Source organism: Sulfurovum zhangzhouensis (assembly GCF_030347965.1).
Taxonomy (GTDB): Bacteria; Campylobacterota; Campylobacteria; order Campylobacterales; family Sulfurovaceae; genus Sulfurovum; species Sulfurovum zhangzhouensis.
In genome coordinates, this window is record NZ_JAQIBD010000002.1 from 300,520 (window position 1) to 316,458 (window position 15,939).

Consider the following 15,939-nt stretch of genomic DNA (forward strand, 5'->3'; position numbering starts at 1 on the left):
CCCTCCTTTTACATTTGTTCTTTTTCGGTTATCTCCCGACATGTGATACAAAAACGAGCAAAGTTTTTCACTTCCAAGCGTTTTTTTCCTATAGGTTCCTCACACATCTCACAGATACCATATGTACCTTTTTTTATTTTATCCAAAGCTAGTTCAATTTCGGCTAATTCTTTACGTTGCTGTGTTAAAATCGCGCTATCTACAATAGTTTCAGCAGATGCAGCAGCAAAATCTCCCTCGTCATTTAGCTCAAGATCACGCATTGCATCCAATTCGAGCTCAGTACCTGCCAGGTTCTTCTCTATCTGCTTTTTTCTCGCACTTAGCTTTTCGCTGAAAACCTGCATTTCTTCTTTTTTTAACATCTTCCTTGTCCTATTTATGATATGGATGGTTGTTATTGATGGACAGCCCCCTAAAGATCTGTTCAAGCAATACAATTTTCACTAATTTGTGTGAAAGCGTAATTTTACCAAATGATATTGCTTTATTACATTTAGTTAAAAAAGCTTCTTCAAAGCCGTAGGCACCGCCAATGTAGAGGTTGACTTCTGTCTTATCCTTAAGCAATTCGGCAAAATCATGACTATCCACTTCCTTGCTTGATGGATCAAGTGCGACATTATAGCCACTGCTCAAATACTTTTCTAATGCTTTGGTGTATGATTTTTGAGCAGCATCGGGTGAAATATCATGTGCCTTGGCGATCTCTTTATCAAAAACCTCTATCACCTCTACTTTGGCAAAAGGTTTGGCAATCTTCTTATAATGTTCGATAAGAGGAGCATAGAGTGGCTCTTTACCCTTTTTATCTACAATAATCACATTGATCTTCACCAAACATCCTAAATTTTTTTGACAGTATACACTTTTTAGTAAATATGTCAAAAAATGGGAATAAAAATGACCGTAGGATCAAAACTATTTCGAAATTGAACATAATATTTGAATGATTCAATGTTAACTTGATCCCATGTCAGCTGTGATATACTAGCGCGGAAAGAGACGAAGTACTCGCATACAGCAACATTATCGTTACGAAGTCTATGATAATAAACCACAGTAACACTTTCAGGAGAGATCAATGACAACCATGAAAATCCATTTCAGTAAGGCATTCAATGTCTAGTCATAAAAAAGTCCTTTTTGTCTGTTTAGGCAATATTTGCAGGTCTCCTCTTGCTGAAGGGGTTGCTCAAAAACATATCGATGAATACAGCCTTCCACTTTATGTAGAATCAGCAGGGACAAGTAACTGGCATGAAGGGGAAGCTCCCTGTCACAACTCTATCAAAGTAGCACAAAATAATGGCATCGATATCTCCCGACAGCGTTCACGTCCTATCACAAAACTGGATATCACTTCATTTGACTATGTGATCGCAATGGATACCCAAAACCAAGCAGACCTGAAAGCTTTTGGTTTTGAGAAGGTATTCAGACTTGGAGAGTTTGGAGGCTACAAGGGTGCAGATGTACCTGATCCTTATTTTTTCAAAGGTTTTGAGGGATTTGAAAAGGTTTATGAAATGGTAGCCTGCTGTGTAGAAGATATCTTAAAACAGATAAAACAACAAACACTCTAAAGGAGAGCAGAGGAGGATATACAACACTGACTCATGACTTAAAGGTGCCGGTTATCCCTTAAACCACCATGTATCCCATTCATAGATAATCTCGGCTAAAAGTTTATACCCTTTTGCATAAGGATGGGCTCCATCATTACTTGAAACCTCTTTGCCCCAGATGGCATTAGCTGCCAAGGTATCGAAGATAGATAGGTAAGCCACAAAATGTTCTTCGCAAAACTCCTTGTAAACTTCATCATACTTTTTAATACGTTCATTCTGTTCTGCATCATTCACTGGTGTAGGTCCTATCATGATCACAGGATAGCTTTCTTTTGCTTCCAGCAGTATATTTTCCAGACTAGCAAGGCTTTCATTCAGTCCTACACGTACTCCACCTTCTTCCCATACAGTATCATTTACACCAAAAGAGAAGACCACATAAGTATCTTCACTATCAATAAACCTGCATGACACTTCATGTTTCCAACGTTTAAGGATATCGGTACTAGTTTCTCTTCTCACTCCCAGATTATAATGTGTGATCTCTCTATCTTCACTCTGACTCATTGCTGAAAGCCGTCCACACCAACCTAACTTTTCCGGATCTCCTGTACCGTTTACAAATGAATCCCCAACATAACATATCCGTATATCTTTCATCTTTTGAACCCTATCATTTTATTACTGCTGTGTAAGCGGCCTGGTCAATAGATAACCGCCTGCGACTACAGGGATAATACCAAATACCTGGCGCAGCTGCGGTACTTCTCCCAGATAAAGATAAGCAAATATGATCGTCATCACCGGCATCAGCCCCATCATCGCGCTTACCTTGGTGATCGATGTACGATGCAGCGCTTCTATCCATAGTATCTTTGAACCTACATAAACGATCGTTCCAATGAGAAAAATATAAGGCATCGCCTGTTTAAGCATCTCCATGGAAACAGTAGGTTCGAACAAAAACGCCATCATTGCCACTACAGGCAATCCGATAACAGTACGAAATGCCAAAATCGTCTCAGAAGAACAGTATTCACGGGCACGTTTTTGATAAAGATTGGCAACCGGGGCAATCGCTGCAGCTACCAAGATAAGTAAGTCCCCCCTATTGAATGCCATATCCTCTGGGATCAAGATCACTAAAGCCCCTATCCCCATTATCAAAGCGCCAAATAGGTGAAATTTATGCATCTGTTCATGACCCAAAAGATTGAAGTAAAGATAGGAAAACAGAAGCTGTAAAAAGATGATCACCGCCATATTGCCTGCAGTGGTATACTGCATGCCTATAAATATCAGAACAAAAAGTGTTGTTATCCAAAATGTCGTCCATAACAGATCGGGATAAGCCTGCTTAATACGAAGCTCACTAAACCTTGCCCGGCGGTACATGATCACCAAAAAGAAAAACAATGCAACCACCAAAGAGTAGGCATAGGTATGCAATGCACCTACATAAGCCATGGCAGAGATAGAAAAGATGGGGAACCAGCTCTCAAAGAATGCTGATCCGACCATAAACCATTCTCCCTCACGTTCTTTTGTCACTCTTTCCCCTTCTTGATCACAGGTCTATTGCATACTTTTTAAGGATCTCAAGGTCAACCAGTTCAAGCATACGCTCATGTGTCGCATGAATAAAAATATTCGGTGCCATTCCATCTTGCAGGGCCTGTATAAAACGCGGTCCTGAAAGGCACCAGCTCTGCCCGGGTTTGACCCCTGCAAAATTGTACTCAGGTATCGGTGTAGAGAGATCATTACCTACTTTTTTTGAGTATGCCAAAAATTCTTCAGTAGCATAGATACAGACTGCATGATACCCGGGATTGTTCTCATCAGAAAAACAGGTACCGTCACGATAAAATCCTGTCAATGGTTTTAGACTGCATGGTTCCAACGGCTCACCCAGTACATTAAGAGATCTGCTCATTCAAACTCCTCATTTCTTTATAGATGTTATAACTTTTTCAAGCTTAACGTTAACCCTGTACTAAGTAGCTTCTTTGTATATTTGCACCTATGAGAATATTACGAAGCATTAAAACCAACTGGGCCAGAACGTGTAGCTGCAAGGTCAGTCAAGTACGCTACCCAAAAAGTGAAGAAGAGATCATCTCTTTGGTCAAAGAAGCCAACGAACAAGGAAAGAAACTCAAAGTCGTAGGTGGCGGAGATTCATATAATGATATCTTCTGTCCTGATGAAGACGGTATCCTACTCTCACTAAAGTCAATGGATAAAGTGTTGGAAGTGGATAAAGCACACAATCAGGTTACTTTTGAAGCAGGTATCATGATGCCGGATCTCATCAAATATCTGAAAAATATGGGTCTTTCACTCTCTAACCTAGGTACCAACATCTTTGATAATCTTGCAGGTGCCTGCTCGACAGGATACCACGGAAGCGGGATCAACTACTCAATCTTCAGCTCTTTTGTCACAGCTTTCGAGATCATTACACCTACAGGAGAGAAAAAACGTATCAAGAATACAGATGAAGCATTTGCAATCTATGCGGTGGGACTCGGGGTACTGGGTATCATCACCAAGATCACACTACAGTGTGAACCCTACTTTAAACTGGAAGTCATAGAAAAAAAGATGCCTTTTGATGAAATCGAGGCACAGTTTGATCAGCTGTTAGCTGGGAATGATCACTTTAAGTTCATCTGGATCCCGCATACCAAAGACTTTATGGTCTGGCTGGGAAACCGAACCGATAAACCACGGTCAGGTGTCTACAAAAAGTTTATGACCTACTTTACCACCGGACTGTTGATCAACAACCTCTTTCATGAGTTCTTGCTCTTCTTTGCCTCATTCAAACGTTCACTTGTCCCTAAGATCAACCGTTTTATGAGCCGTATTTTGCTTCCTGAATATAACGAGAGTGTTTACGATGCGCACTGGGCATTTTTTCTTCCCCATCTGCTTAAACAGGATGTTGTCGAGTATGCTTTTGATATCAAAGATACCTTCAATGTCTTTAGAGAGGTGATCGCGATGATCGAAGAAAAAGGTATCTATGTGGATACACCCGTTGAAGTACGTTTTGTCAAAAATGACAACTACTGGATGAGCCCTTCTTACGGTATGAACACTTGCTGGATCGGTACTAAGATACACTTCCCTTATTATAGGCATCCTGAGTATCAGCGTTACTTTACAGAGATTGACAACATCCTGCTCAAATACCAGGGACGACCACACTGGGGTAAACAGTTCCGTATCACAACTGAAGACTTCAAGCGTGCCTATCCTCAATGGGATGCATTCTGGAGCTATGTGGATCAAGAAGATCCAAACAAAATACTGCAAAACGGATTTATCAAAAGATTAAGAGGTATGGAAGAGTAAAACTTTTCCTACTCCAGCTTACGCTGCTAACATCTATAATAAAATAGAATATAATTGTCTTATGAAAACAGAGAAAAGCATCATTACCCAATCATTTAAAAATGCATTGCGCACGCTTTATACTATCGCCCCGATGCTGCTGGCAGTGATCGGCCTGGTAGGACTTTTCCAAACCTACATCACACCACAGATGATCCACTCTTTTTTTACCGGTTCTACACTTTATGACACGCTGATAGGAACAATTACCGGGGCTATCTCAGTTGGTCAGCCCTTTATCAGCTATATCATCGGCGGAGAGTTGAATGATCAGGGGATCTCTCTTTATGCGATCACTGCATTCATCCTCTCATTTGTGACGCTTGGTTTGGTACAACTGCCGTTGGAGTACTCTTTGTTCGGGATGAGATTCACACTGGTTAGAAACCTGTTGAGTTTTCTCTTTTCGATACTTGTTTCTTTGGTAACTGTCTATACTCTGGAGGTTGTCATATGACGATCAAAGGAAAACAAAAAAGCATTGGCCATATAATGCTGCTCATAGTCATATCTTTATATCTTTTAGCAGCATTCCTCAATCCAACCTCTGCCTATAGTGCATTGATCAGCAGTCTAAGTGTTCTCAAAACCGTTCTGCCTATATTGTTGGTAGTACTTTTTTTAATGACTTTTATCAATTCATACATTCAACCTAAAAAAATCTCTCAATATCTTGGACAAAAGAGCGGATTGAAAGGTTGGCTTATTGCCATTATCAGTGGGGTCTTCAGTCATGGACCAGGTTATGTCTGGTATCCGATGCTTAGCGATCTGCGTGCACACGGGGTCAAAGACAGCTTGATCATCGCATTTTTCTATGCCCGTTCGATCAAAGTCCCCTGGCTGCCTATGATGGCCGGCTATTTTGGTATAACTTTTACAGTGATTCTGAGCTTTTACATTCTAGCAGCAGCCGTGATACAAGGAATGATTGCAGAAAAACTCATGTTAACGAAGTAAATCTCCAAGATATTAAACTTTTATCTTCATATTGAAGGCGTATAAAACGTAGATTAAAAATGTATCTTGATATAATACAAAACAAATATGAGGGAAATGGGACCGCAAAAGCGAAACAGTTTTCATATCAGTGTACTTTTATTGAAAATGAAAAGTATTTTGAAGTAAACACAAGGGTGGTTCCAAATAATAACAAGCATAAAGGCAGTTCATGAAACTTACATTCATTGGCAATGGCAATATGGCAAAAGCACTGATAGAGGGTATGGTAGGAAAGTACGAAATAGAGGTACTGGGCAGAAATGCGGCTTCCTTGGCCGCACTTCAAGAAAAGCTCCCTCAAATTACGACTAAAGTGATGGATGAGACAGAAGATATCACAGGTAAACACATTATACTGGCAGTCAAACCTTACTCTCTTCCGGATCTCGCTCCTAAACTCAAAGGGGAAGCTGAAACTCTCTTTTCAGTATTGGCAGGGACTTCGATCGAGAGCCTAAAGTCACAGCTTCATGCAAAAAAGTTTATCAGAACGATGCCAAACCTTGGTGCAAGCTACCTTAAGTCTATGACAACAATAACAGGGGATATCTCACTTAAAGCAACTGCACTGGAGATCTTCAACAATATCGGTAGAACGCTGTGGGTAGCTACAGAGAATGAGTTGGATATCGCTACAGGGGTTGCCGGAAGCGGTCCTGCATTTTTGGCACTTGTTGCTGAAGCTTTGGCTGACGGAGCAGTCCAACAAGGACTCAAACGTGCAGATGCCCAAGAGCTCGTAGCAGGACTTTTTGAAGGTTTTGCAGCACTGATTGCCAATGAAAACCCTGCATTGATCAAGGATGGGGTAATGAGCCCAGGTGGTACCACTGCAGCAGGTTATGCAGCACTTGAGAGAGGTAATGTACGTAATGGAATGATGGAAGCGATCGCTGATGCCTATGCAAAAGCCAAAGAACTTAAAGAAAAAAACTAAATAAACTATAAAAAGGTAAAACAATGACAAAACTAGAAAATATCTCAATGATCAAAGAAGCAAACATTTATTTTGATGGGAAAGTAACAAGCAGAGCGATCACTTTGGCAGACGGTACAAGACAAACATTGGGTGTGATGCTGCCTGGAGACTATACATTCAATACACAAGATGCAGAGATCATGGAGATGATGAGCGGAGAACTGGAGATCAGACTTCCGGGTGAAGAGTGGAAGACACTTCATACACCTGAAACATTCAACGTTCCAGCGAACTCGTCATTCGATCTTAAGATCAAGACAGTGACTGATTACTGTTGTACTTACGTTGAAGCATAAAGGAGCATTATGGAGGCATTTTTAAAAGAAGCAAAAAACGCCAGCCGTATATTGATGACGATCAGCGGTGCTGAGAAGAAGAGAATACTCTTAGAAATGGCACAGGGGCTTAGAGACAACACACAAGCACTGATCAATGCCAATGCTTTGGATATGAAAGCCGGAGAGGAAAGTAACCTCTCATCATCTTTGATGGACAGACTCCTTCTGGATGAAAAAAGGATCGAAGCAATGGCAGTGGCGATCGAGGAGATCGCTGCACTCAAAGACCCTGTAGGTCGTATCTTGGATGGATGGGTGACTGAAGATGGTCTGCATATGCAAAAGGTCACTATACCTATCGGTGTAATCGGTATCATCTATGAAAGCCGTCCTAACGTAACCTCGGATACTGCAGCACTCTGTTTTAAGAGTTCAAACGTCTGTGTACTCAAAGGTGGGAAAGAAGCTCAAAACTCCAATGAGAGTATCGCTAAGATCCTTCAAGATGTTTTGGAAGCCAATGACCTTCCTCGTGCACTGATCTCTCTTATCCCTGATGCATCAAGAGAAGGTGTGGACAAACTGATCAAAATGGACAAGTATGTAGACCTGATCATCCCAAGAGGCGGAGCGGGACTTATCAAACATGTCAGTGAAAATGCAACTGTTAGTGTGGTCAAACATGACAAAGGTCAATGCCATACCTATATCGATAAAGATGCCAACAGAGAAAATGCGATCAAGATCGCTATCAATGCCAAGGTGCAAAGACCGGGTGTCTGTAATGCGATGGAGACGCTTCTAGTAGACAGCAGTATCGCTGAAGAGATGCTTCCAAGACTCAAAGAAGCATTTGATGCAGCCCATACAGAGCTCAAAGGTGACAGTAGAACACAAGCGATCATCGATGTGGAACATGCAACGGATGAGGACTATGATACAGAGTATCTAGCAAATATCCTGAACATCAAAGTCGTAGACGGTGTTGAAGGTGCAATAGACCATATCGTTAGGTTTGGTTCAGGACACTCTGAAGCGATCATCACGGAAAATATCACAACTGCTGAGGAGTTTTTAAATGCTGTAGATGCTGCTGCAGTTTACGTCAATGCCTCTACAAGATTCACTGACGGTGGTGCATTCGGATTTGGTGCAGAAGTAGGTATCAGTACCAACAAACTGCATGCCAGAGGTCCTATGGGGATAGAAGGGCTTACTACCTATAAGTTCAAGATCTACGGAAACGGACAGATCAGAGGATAATTCTCGTGTACTGCATTAAAGTTTTTATGCCATTAATATACATAAAAACTTTAATGTCATATCTCACACTATAAAATCATACAATACATCTACTCATATCAATAAAACATTCATAGTTTCACCTACACGAGTAGTATTGTCAATCTACATGCTATAATAGGAAAATGACAAATAAGGGGTGTAGATGAAGTCTTCAGTAGCAATGATAGATGGAAATGAAGCGGTTGCACGGGTAGCCTATAAGCTCAATGAGATCATAGCGATCTACCCTATCACCCCGGCCTCCCCCATGGGTGAACTAAGTGATCTCTATGCCATGCAGGGAGAAAAAAACATCTTTGGCACTGTACCTGAGGTCATAGAGATGCAAAGTGAAGGTGGTGCCAGCGGTGCGGTGCATGGTGCGCTTCAGAGCGGTGCTCTGACAACCACCTTTACTGCTTCACAGGGGTTGCTTTTGATGATCCCCAATATGAATAAGATCGCAGGTGAACTCACAGCTACGGTATTTCATATCGCAGCCCGCTCACTTGCAGCCCAGGGGCTCTCCATCTTCGGTGATCATACCGATGTGATGTCCGTACGCCAGACTGGATTTGCCATGCTGGATTCAAACTCTGTACAGGAAGCCCATGACTTTGCACTCATCGCTCAAGCTGCCACTCTCAAATCCCGTATCCCATTCCTCCATTTTTTTGACGGTTTTCGTACCTCACACGAGATCAACAAAGTCACCCTGATCGATGAGTCAACCATGAGTTCCATGATTGATGATATGATGGTCAAAGCACACAGAAAGCGTGCACTTACTCCTGACAATCCTTTCATACGCGGTACCTCGCAAAACCCTGATGTCTATTTCCAGGGTCGGGAAAGTGTCAACACCTATTATCAGCAGACTCCAGATATCGTACAGGAGGCTATGGATCAGTTTTCCAAGTTGACAGGACGAAGCTATCACCTCTTTGACTATGCCGGTTGTGATGATGCAGAGTCGGTCATCGTGATCATGGGCTCAGGTGCTGAAGCCGTAGAAGAGTGTGTGAGATACCTCAATACCCAGGGTGAAAAAACAGGTGTGCTCAAGGTCAGGCTTTACCGTCCGTTTTCGATCAAACACTTCATCAACAGCCTGCCAAAAACCACCAAGCGTGTTGCAGTACTTGACCGCACTAAAGAACCCGGAGCTCTTGGAGAACCGCTCTATCTGGATATCGTCGGGGCTGTCAATGAAGCACTTGAAGAGGAGATGCTTGGCTTTGAAAGACCCCATATCATAGGCGGGAGGTACGGGCTCTCCTCCAAAGAGTTCACTCCTGCCATGGTCAAAGCCGTATTTGACGAGCTCAAAAAACCTCATCCAAAGAACCACTTTACCATAGGGATACATGATGATCTCACCCATACCTCACTAGAGTGGGACCATACCTTCACAATACCTGATGAGAAGACCTATGAAGCGATCTTCTTTGGACTGGGCTCTGACGGGACTGTAGGGGCGAACAAAAACAGCATCAAGATCATTGGAACCCATACCGATCTTTTTGCACAAGGCTACTTTGTCTATGACTCCAAAAAATCAGGTTCGATGACCACCTCTCATCTCCGTTTCGGCCCTTCTGCAATACACTCAACCTATCTTATAGAGAAAGCTGACTTTGTAGCCTGCCACCAAAGTGTCTTTATGGAGAAGTTCGACATTCTGCAGCATGCCAAAAAAGGAGCGGTATTCCTACTGAACTCACCGTTTGACCCTAAAGAAGTGTGGCGTCGTATGCCTCGTGTGATCCAGGAAGAGATCATCCAAAAAGAGATCAAGTTCTATGTCATAGATGCCTACAGAGTAGCCAAAGAGTATGGGCTTGGCCGGCGCATCAATACGATCATGCAGACCTGCTTTTTTAACATTTCCAAGATACTTCCGCTGGATGAGGCTATCCAAGAAATCAAAGCTTCCATCCAGAAAAGTTATGGGAAAAAAGGCGATGCAATCGTTCAAAGCAACTTAGATGCGATCGACAGCACACTGGAGCATCTCTATGAGGTCTCTATTCCCAAGAGTGCAGAAAGTACCTTGCCTTTAGAGCGTGCCGTGAAAGGAAAAGTCAGTGAGTTTGTGGCCAATGTCACAGCACATCTGATCGAAGGCAAAGGGGATGAACTTGCTGTGAGCCAGATCCCGGCAGATGGTACGTGGCCAAGCGGTACCACACAGTACGAAAAAAGAAATATCGCCCAGGAAGTACCGGTCTGGGACCCGGAGTCCTGTATCCAGTGTAACACCTGTGTATTTGTCTGTCCACATGCAGTTATCCGCTCCAAAGTCGTAGAAAACACTTCTCTTACACAAGCACCCGGACTTTTCAAGAGTATCAAAGCCAAAGGAAAAAACTTTAGTGAAGATGAGTCCTTTACGATACAGGTAGCAGTGGAAGACTGTACGGGATGCTCACTTTGTGTAGAGGTATGCCCGGGAAAAAACAAAACCGATCCAAACCTCAAAGCGATCAATATGCGCCCACAGCACCCTATCAAAGAAGAAGGGATAGAAAACTGGGATTATTTTCTCTCTTTACCAAATTATGACCGTTCAAAACTTGACCATAGCAAAGTCAAAGAGAGCCAGTTTTTGGAGCCGCTGTTTGAGTTTTCGGGAGCATGTCCAGGATGTGGTGAGACACCCTACATCAAGCTGGCAACACAACTTTTCGGTGACCGTATGATCGTAGCCAATGCAACGGGATGTTCTTCGATCTATGGAGGAAACCTTCCAACTACTCCTTGGAGTAAAAACAAAGAAGGACACGGGCCTGCATGGTCCAATTCACTCTTTGAAGATAATGCTGAGTTTGGACTGGGATTCAGGCTGACGATCGACAAACATGAGATACAGGCCAAAGAGCTGCTTGAAAAACTTTCAGACAGACTGGACAGCGCAATTGTTACAGCTATACTACAAGCTGAGCAGACAATAGAAGAAGAGATCACTGCCCAGCGTGAACGTGTAGAAACACTTAAATCACAACTGGAAAACCTGAAAGATGATGCAGCAAAAGATCTTCTGAGCCTTGCGGATTATCTGGTCAAAAAATCTGTCTGGATCATCGGTGGAGACGGCTGGGCTTATGATATAGGGTATGGTGGTTTGGATCATGTACTTGCAAGCGGCAAAAATGTCAATATCCTGGTACTTGATACACAAGTCTACTCCAATACAGGTGGCCAACAATCCAAAGCCACTCCGACAGGTGCAGTAGCGAAATTTGCTGCAGGAGGGAAACCACAACTGCCTAAAGACCTTGCCATGATGGCGGTCTCCTACGGGAATGTCTATGTCGCACGTGTTGCTATGGGGGCAAGTGAACCTCAGACGCTTAAAGCATTCATCGAAGCAGAGCAGTATGACGGTCCATCAATCATCATCGCCTATTCTCACTGTATCGCCCACGGCTATGATCTCAAACATGGAATGGATCAACAAAAGCTTGCAGTGGAGTGTGGCTTATGGCCGACATTCAGATACAACCCGGCACTAGAAGCCTTGGGAGAAAATCCTATGAAACTGGACTACAAGGGCCCTAAGATCCCAGTCAAAGAATATATGTATAATGAAGCTCGTTTTAAAATGGTTGAACATATGAACGCTGAGGCTGCTGAGAGCTTTTTAGACACGGCAGCATTTCATGCCAAAGAGATGTATAAACGCTATGAAAATCTTACCAAGATAAACTATAAAGAGATAGTAGGAGAATAGTAGAAGGACACTCTAAACAAAGAGCGTACTTCTACTTACAAAAATATTACTTTCCCTTCATCCAAACTCTTACGACCTGCTTCCAGTATCTTTGTGACATTCAATGTATTCTCAATAGTAGGCAAAGTTTTATTGTAGGCTGCCAGCTTCGTTGGCTCTTTCGAAAGTTCATCTGATGAACGTACAAAAGTCTCTATGCTTTGGTACCCGTAGCCCTGCTGACCTGCGAATTTTCCGTTTCTTGGAGTATACTTCATAAAAAGCGGATTGGCACTTTTGTATCCAACTCTATCGGTAGAGATGCCGTATCCTCTGTGAGCCTGGTCGATATTGACCTCACCTGTATGTCCCATATAAAAAAACCTCTGCTGGGAATGTACATCAGAAGGCGGAGCGATCCATGAGGCGGTGTGTACACTGGTACCTAGTGCCCCACTTTGCAAATTCTCCCATTGCACCGTCAGAGTGATCGTATCTTCCACTTCACGCTCTAGTTTTTTATCCGCCACACCTGTTGAAGCCGTAGCCACCACAGAGACAGGCTTGGCAAAATCCTGTACTGCCCAGCAAAGCAGATCGATGTGATGGGCATTGAGATAGTAGCTGATATCCGAACTGATCCCGGCCCAGCTTGCAAAGGTATCCAGCTGAGTCTTCGGCTGGCTCATATAGCTGTGCATCAAAGAAAAATCCCCGAATGTACGTATCTGATCTACTGCATCTGCATAGATAGGATCGAAACGCTTATGTACCTCCAGCATCAGTAAAAGCCCTTTTTCTTTTGCAAGTCTCTGCAGCTCAAGATGCTCAGTCGTGGTTTTGACCAACGGCTTGGCAACGAGTACATGCATCCCTGCTTCCAATGCATCTTTAGCGATCTGGAAATGGGTATCATCCGGGGTGAAGATCATCACACATGAACCTTCTTGCATCTGGTTCAGTGCCTCTTTATAGGCTTCATCACTGTAACCCTCTTCAGGGTATGCATGAAATGATGTATCAAGGAACGGATAGGCAGATTTTAGGTTCTTATCAAAATGCTCCCATATCAGATCAAACCGTTTGGCATCTCTTCCGGCTAGATGTATCTCTCCTACCAAGCCCCGTTCTCTCATATCAAAAAGACTGAGTGCGATCACGCCAAAACTTTTATCTGACTTCGCAACCCCTTCACCTGATAATCCTGTAACATATTCACCGATACCGACAATCAATACATCAATCATTACTATCCTTTACAAATATCACATCTCCTGCATCAACCCCAAGTGCTGCCAGTTGTATCTTTGCACGTTCATCTTTGGAGGCCATTTTCATTTCATGGTATGCTTGACGCTCCTCTGAACTCCATTCTGTATCCCACTCAACAGAGTCCAAGTGTATTACCTTGGCGTTCATACTGTAAGGTTTGAGACGCTGCAACAGCGAAATGGTCACAACCTCTTCTACACCACCGGGTACGTTCTCATAGTTACCGCTAGAGACACTCAGGAAACCTGTCAATGCCAGCTTGCTTAGATTCCATAATGCCAAAGTATTCCATGGTGTAGTCCAGCCATCGAGTTTACAGGTCTCCCCTTCATCACCATGCCCTTCACAGAGTTTTGCTCCCACCACCAAAGTGTTGCCATCGAGATGTTTTTCCAAGCGTTCCATATCCTCTAGGGATATCGTCACTTCAATACTCTGAAAAAGAAGTTCTTTTGCTCCTAGTGAAAGTGCCTTTTCCACCATAAGATTAAGCGGCTGTGTGTAGCTGATCCAAGGATCTATATGAAAGAGTTTGATCTTCTCACCAAACCCGTAAAGTATATCCTTGGTCGCTTCAAAATAGTGTTTGTCCACAACAACTATTAGTAAATCACAGTAGTTCAGTACATGCTCGCACCACTCTCTTACATGATCGACATTGATCTTTACATCGTCATTGGTAGTATGCAGTCTTGTTGCGACCATTCTCATCGTTTACCCTTTATACCCAACACTATCTTTCCTTCTATTATACCCTTATAGGTCTGCTCATCCAAAGGCTGATAACCCCCATCAAGCAGAATATAGTGCTGCAATTCTTTAAATCTTTCTATCCCTTCTTTTGCCAAATGTGCCTTCTGTATCTTCAGTGTCGAGGTGGTATGGTGCTTTTCTTTCTGAACTCTAAGGATATAAGGCAGTGCATAAGAGGCAACCTTATCTTTCAGATTCTCATAGAGCGCATTTGCATCTTCTATACCAAAGAATTTACTGCTTACCAGTGAAGCCATCCCGATCTTTCCATCGACATGAGGCAGGGTGATACCGTAAACTACTACTTCATCAAACTTGCCTACACTGCGTATGGCTTCCTCTACGTCCACACAGGCAACATTCTCACCTTTAAAGCGGTAGGTGTCACCCATCCGTTCAATAAAAGTAAAAAACCCCTCTTCATTACGCTCTAACAGATCACCTGATCGCCACCACAGATCTCCCTTCGTAAAGAGATTACGCACCAATTTTCTCTCATCCAGACTCTCATCCATATAACCGCGATATTTCCCGCTGGGAACGACAAAAAGTGCTTCACCCCTGTGTGCGTTTGTTTTCAGATCTTCATCGACCAGAACCATCTCCTGCGCCTTAGGATCATCAGGCGGTAGATAACCACAGTAACCCGGAATATCAAACCAGTTAGTAAGTGCCCCTGCGGGCATCTCCGTCGCACCAAAATGTTCAACCACATGTTCGATCCCGTAACGTCTGATGACCTCTTCCCAAAGTGTTTTATTCAAACCGTTTCCGAAGATCACTTTAAGTGAGGTGTTTGGGTTCATATCACCATCGTCTGTAGTACGTAGATAACGCCAAAGCTCTCCTATATAGACCATATGGGTACATCCGTAGCGATTGATATCATCCCAGAAATGTGTCACCGAGAACTTCGGACGCAGTACCGACCTAGCTCCGCTAAAGACTACTGCAGAGAAGGCAACGGCCAGTCCATTACCGTGATAGAGCGGCAATGCGATATAACAGCTGTCACTGCTGTCCATTCCTGTACGCAGTCCCCATGCCACACCTGCACCTATCATACGGCGGTGAGAAAAAAGTGCAGGTTTGCTCGGTCCGCTGGTACCGCTGGTAAATATCACAAAAGCAGGATCGTCCAGTGTCGTAGTATGTATCCCGTACCTAGAGTGATACCTCTGCTCACTTAGCATGATCTTCTCTATCTCATAACGTTCCAGATCTCCCACCGGGTCGCCAAGTACCGTCTTGACCGAAGTGGTTTCTGCCAGTGTTATCAATCTGTCCTGTGGTTCACGGTTATTAAAAAGAATAGCGATACGCCCTGCCTTATTGATACCGATCAGTGCAGCCATAAAAGCAAAACTGTTATGATAATGTAATCCGATATGATGATCATCTGTAGTTGCCAGTATGAATGCTTTGATCTTTTCTGATGCATCTTCAAGCTCGCTGTAACTGTACGATGCTTGGGTATCCACCTCTGTGATTACAATCTGTTGCCGTGCTTTTGCAGCTATCTGGCTGAAGAGTGTTGACCAGTTGATGATCATTTGAGACTCGATATCTTCCCAGATTTTGGATTCAATACCGGCTAGATCATAAAAGAGTTTTTCTCTTCCTTCACTCATTTGATGATGTTTGCGTATCTTTTCTAATAATTCACTGTTCATTTCGTGGAGTATA

16 protein-coding genes are annotated in these 15,939 nt (G+C 43.1%); 8 read left to right on the forward strand and 8 right to left on the reverse strand.

The features are described 5' to 3' along the window. Positions 1–8 precede the first annotated feature (8 nt). On the reverse strand, positions 9–365 hold the full coding sequence (dksA, locus tag PGH07_RS06720; protein WP_289413591.1) for an RNA polymerase-binding protein DksA: 357 nt from the start codon (positions 363–365) through the stop codon (positions 9–11). A 10-nt stretch (positions 366–375) separates the two neighbouring features. Continuing rightward, positions 376–837: a 23S rRNA (pseudouridine(1915)-N(3))-methyltransferase RlmH gene (locus PGH07_RS06725; RefSeq protein ID WP_289413592.1), complete on the reverse strand. Its 462-nt coding sequence runs from the start codon at positions 835–837 to the stop codon at positions 376–378. Between the two features lie 284 nt (positions 838–1,121). Between PGH07_RS06725 and PGH07_RS06730 the strand changes: the two genes are divergently transcribed. Beyond that, complete coding sequence (locus PGH07_RS06730) at positions 1,122–1,586, forward strand: low molecular weight protein-tyrosine-phosphatase (protein ID WP_289413593.1); 465 nt, start codon at positions 1,122–1,124, stop codon at positions 1,584–1,586. 51 nt (positions 1,587–1,637) lie between these two features. On the opposite strand, the gene PGH07_RS06735 is transcribed toward PGH07_RS06730, so the two are convergent. The 3 genes from PGH07_RS06735 to PGH07_RS06745 are packed head-to-tail and all read right to left on the reverse strand — an operon-like array spanning position 1,638 to position 3,507. Continuing rightward, positions 1,638–2,231 (reverse strand): GDSL-type esterase/lipase family protein, encoded by a 594-nt coding sequence (locus PGH07_RS06735; RefSeq protein ID WP_289413594.1) that lies wholly within the window; start codon positions 2,229–2,231, stop codon positions 1,638–1,640. A 21-nt stretch (positions 2,232–2,252) separates the two neighbouring features. Next, a complete protein-coding gene (locus PGH07_RS06740; protein ID WP_289413595.1) occupies positions 2,253–3,122 on the reverse strand; it encodes a DMT family transporter in 870 nt (289 codons plus the stop codon). Positions 3,123–3,138: 16 nt separating this feature from the next. Then, entirely contained in the window at positions 3,139–3,507 is a 369-nt protein-coding gene (locus PGH07_RS06745) for a DUF2237 family protein (protein WP_289413596.1), read from the reverse strand. Between the two features lie 89 nt (positions 3,508–3,596). Between PGH07_RS06745 and PGH07_RS06750 the strand changes: the two genes are divergently transcribed. The 7 genes from PGH07_RS06750 (at position 3,597) to nifJ (ending at position 12,249) form a co-directional block, all read left to right on the forward strand. After that, a complete protein-coding gene (locus PGH07_RS06750; RefSeq protein ID WP_289413597.1) occupies positions 3,597–4,934 on the forward strand; it encodes a D-arabinono-1,4-lactone oxidase in 1,338 nt (445 codons plus the stop codon). Positions 4,935–4,995: 61 nt separating this feature from the next. Further along, positions 4,996–5,430 (forward strand): permease, encoded by a 435-nt coding sequence (locus tag PGH07_RS06755; protein ID WP_289413598.1) that lies wholly within the window; start codon positions 4,996–4,998, stop codon positions 5,428–5,430. Further along, on the forward strand, positions 5,427–5,933 hold the full coding sequence (locus PGH07_RS06760) for a permease (protein ID WP_289413599.1): 507 nt from the start codon (positions 5,427–5,429) through the stop codon (positions 5,931–5,933). The genes PGH07_RS06755 and PGH07_RS06760 overlap by 4 nt, the downstream gene beginning before the upstream one ends. 211 nt (positions 5,934–6,144) lie before the next feature. Further along, the gene (locus PGH07_RS06765; protein ID WP_289413600.1) at positions 6,145–6,912 is read left to right on the forward strand and encodes a pyrroline-5-carboxylate reductase; all 768 of its coding nucleotides are present in this window, start codon (positions 6,145–6,147) and stop codon (positions 6,910–6,912) included. Positions 6,913–6,935: 23 nt separating this feature from the next. Then, positions 6,936–7,250 carry a pyrimidine/purine nucleoside phosphorylase gene (ppnP, locus tag PGH07_RS06770; RefSeq protein ID WP_289413601.1) on the forward strand — a complete coding sequence of 105 codons (315 nt, stop codon included), beginning with the start codon at positions 6,936–6,938 and terminating at the stop codon, positions 7,248–7,250. Positions 7,251–7,259: 9 nt separating this feature from the next. After that, the gene (locus tag PGH07_RS06775; RefSeq protein ID WP_289413602.1) at positions 7,260–8,495 is read left to right on the forward strand and encodes a glutamate-5-semialdehyde dehydrogenase; all 1,236 of its coding nucleotides are present in this window, start codon (positions 7,260–7,262) and stop codon (positions 8,493–8,495) included. Positions 8,496–8,679: 184 nt separating this feature from the next. Then, complete coding sequence (gene nifJ / locus PGH07_RS06780; protein ID WP_289413603.1) at positions 8,680–12,249, forward strand: pyruvate:ferredoxin (flavodoxin) oxidoreductase; 3,570 nt, start codon at positions 8,680–8,682, stop codon at positions 12,247–12,249. 35 nt (positions 12,250–12,284) lie between these two features. On the opposite strand, the gene PGH07_RS06785 is transcribed toward nifJ, so the two are convergent. Genes PGH07_RS06785 through PGH07_RS06795 form a run of 3 tightly spaced genes read right to left on the reverse strand, consistent with a single transcriptional unit; the run spans position 12,285 to position 15,926 of the window. Further along, entirely contained in the window at positions 12,285–13,475 is a 1,191-nt protein-coding gene (locus PGH07_RS06785; RefSeq protein ID WP_289413604.1) for a Gfo/Idh/MocA family protein, read from the reverse strand. Then, entirely contained in the window at positions 13,468–14,211 is a 744-nt protein-coding gene (locus PGH07_RS06790; RefSeq protein WP_289413605.1) for a hypothetical protein, read from the reverse strand. Before PGH07_RS06790 ends, PGH07_RS06785 begins: the two co-directional genes overlap by 8 nt. After that, complete coding sequence (locus tag PGH07_RS06795; protein ID WP_289413606.1) at positions 14,208–15,926, reverse strand: AMP-binding protein; 1,719 nt, start codon at positions 15,924–15,926, stop codon at positions 14,208–14,210. The genes PGH07_RS06790 and PGH07_RS06795 overlap by 4 nt, the downstream gene beginning before the upstream one ends. Positions 15,927–15,939: the final 13 nt, after the last annotated feature.

What these genes read in the sequence shown, in the direction of transcription:
- PGH07_RS06785 (WP_289413604.1), bottom strand. Translation starts at nt 13,475, where the DNA reads ATGATTGATGTATTGATTGTCGGTATCGGTGAATATGTTACAGGATTA.
- PGH07_RS06730 (WP_289413593.1), top strand. Translation starts at nt 1,122, where the DNA reads ATGTCTAGTCATAAAAAAGTCCTTTTTGTCTGTTTAGGCAATATTTGC.
- PGH07_RS06755 (WP_289413598.1), top strand. Translation starts at nt 4,996, where the DNA reads ATGAAAACAGAGAAAAGCATCATTACCCAATCATTTAAAAATGCATTG.
- PGH07_RS06765 (WP_289413600.1), top strand. Translation starts at nt 6,145, where the DNA reads ATGAAACTTACATTCATTGGCAATGGCAATATGGCAAAAGCACTGATA.
- PGH07_RS06775 (WP_289413602.1), top strand. Translation starts at nt 7,260, where the DNA reads ATGGAGGCATTTTTAAAAGAAGCAAAAAACGCCAGCCGTATATTGATG.
- nifJ (WP_289413603.1), top strand. Translation starts at nt 8,680, where the DNA reads ATGAAGTCTTCAGTAGCAATGATAGATGGAAATGAAGCGGTTGCACGG.
- PGH07_RS06735 (WP_289413594.1), bottom strand. Translation starts at nt 2,231, where the DNA reads ATGAAAGATATACGGATATGTTATGTTGGGGATTCATTTGTAAACGGT.
- PGH07_RS06750 (WP_289413597.1), top strand. Translation starts at nt 3,597, where the DNA reads ATGAGAATATTACGAAGCATTAAAACCAACTGGGCCAGAACGTGTAGC.
- dksA (WP_289413591.1), bottom strand. Translation starts at nt 365, where the DNA reads ATGTTAAAAAAAGAAGAAATGCAGGTTTTCAGCGAAAAGCTAAGTGCG.
- PGH07_RS06760 (WP_289413599.1), top strand. Translation starts at nt 5,427, where the DNA reads ATGACGATCAAAGGAAAACAAAAAAGCATTGGCCATATAATGCTGCTC.
- ppnP (WP_289413601.1), top strand. Translation starts at nt 6,936, where the DNA reads ATGACAAAACTAGAAAATATCTCAATGATCAAAGAAGCAAACATTTAT.
- PGH07_RS06795 (WP_289413606.1), bottom strand. Translation starts at nt 15,926, where the DNA reads ATGAACAGTGAATTATTAGAAAAGATACGCAAACATCATCAAATGAGT.
- PGH07_RS06790 (WP_289413605.1), bottom strand. Translation starts at nt 14,211, where the DNA reads ATGAGAATGGTCGCAACAAGACTGCATACTACCAATGACGATGTAAAG.
- PGH07_RS06745 (WP_289413596.1), bottom strand. Translation starts at nt 3,507, where the DNA reads ATGAGCAGATCTCTTAATGTACTGGGTGAGCCGTTGGAACCATGCAGT.